Origin of the sequence: Enterococcus canintestini (assembly GCF_001885735.1) — a bacterium.
GTDB lineage: Bacteria > Bacillota > Bacilli > Lactobacillales > Enterococcaceae > Enterococcus_C > Enterococcus_C canintestini.
In genome coordinates, this window is the sequence record NZ_JXKG01000046.1 from 1 (window position 1) to 1,330 (window position 1,330).

Below are 1,330 nucleotides of genomic sequence, written 5' to 3' on the forward strand. Positions count from 1 at the left end.
CGGTTCTATAATATTTGGTGTTGTTATTCTTTCTGAGTGAGAACACCAAGTATTTTTTTATACAAAAAGACATTTGGTTGTCCTATAATTAAATCGCTGAACCCAATCATAGGAGGCGAACCAAATGTCCAGTATAAGAATATCAAATATAAAGATAATTGCCTAGACAAAACCATCAAACAAATCCTAACTATTCATGATTCCAACATTACTTTTCCTAAAGACGCCGTTTCAAAAGAAAAAGTCCATGACAGAATAGCCACCGTCTTTACTGGTCGACTGAGCTATCCGTCTCCTCGATGTGAGTGTTGCGGCTACGACTCCGTCATCCATCATGGCTACAAAGATAGCTGGATTCAATGACTCCCTTATCAAGAGGTGTCTCCCTCTCTTCCTCTCTATAACCAACGGTTTTATTGTAAACAGTGTCACCATACCTTTTCAGCTAAAACTGATTATGTCGCAGAAAACTGTTCTCTCTCCCAAACGCTCAAGTTTGCGATCACTGTTGATTTAAAGAAGAAAATTTCGATGAAAGATATCGCTCAGCGTTACTTGGTTTCCGTTAAAACGGTCGAACGGATCTTGGATTCTTTTTTTGAAGAACCACGACTGAAGCCCAATTACTTACCCAAACATCTATTGATTGATGAATTCAAAGGAACGAAGGACTGTCAGGGCGCCATGTGTTTTATTCTCAGTGACGCGGATACGGGGAAAATCGTTGATAGTTTAGAGGATCGAAGAAGCTTCAAGCTGATCGCTTATTTCATGCGCTTTACTTATCACGCACGGAAAAACGTTTCTCATGTCGTGATGGATATGAATGCGGGCTATGATTCTGTGACAATGGTCGTTTTCCCAAACGCTCGGATCTCCATTGATCGATTTCATGTGATCCAACAACTTAATCGTGCGTTTAACAAACAACGGATAAAAACCATGAATCACTTGAAAAAGAGCGACCCGCAAGCCATGAAAAAGTAGCGCAAGCTTAAGAAATATTGGCGAACCATTCTGAAGAAAAATAGAACAATCAATGATTCTTCGCTCAAACAATACCCGCTTTTCCAACGGAAATACCTGACGGAATCGGAAGTATTGGACTATTTATTATCGATTGACGAGCACTTACGGACAAGCTATGATGTGTATCAAAATTTGTTGGATGCCTTTGATACCAAAGATTATAAAGACTTTTACGAACGCATTGATCACTTACCCACGATGCTTGATCCAACATTTAAAAAAGCAATTCTTTACTTAAACAAACACAAACAAGCGATGATCCATGCGTTAAAATCCCCCTATTCGAACGGAAAACTTGAAG

Annotated in this window: 1 pseudogene; it reads left to right on the plus strand. The window is 39.3% G+C overall.

Annotation, left to right across the window (positions count from 1 at the left end):
- Positions 1-108: 108 nt before the first annotated feature.
- A pseudogene (locus RU96_RS13610) lies at positions 109-1,330 on the plus strand (ISL3 family transposase); the annotation flags it as partial.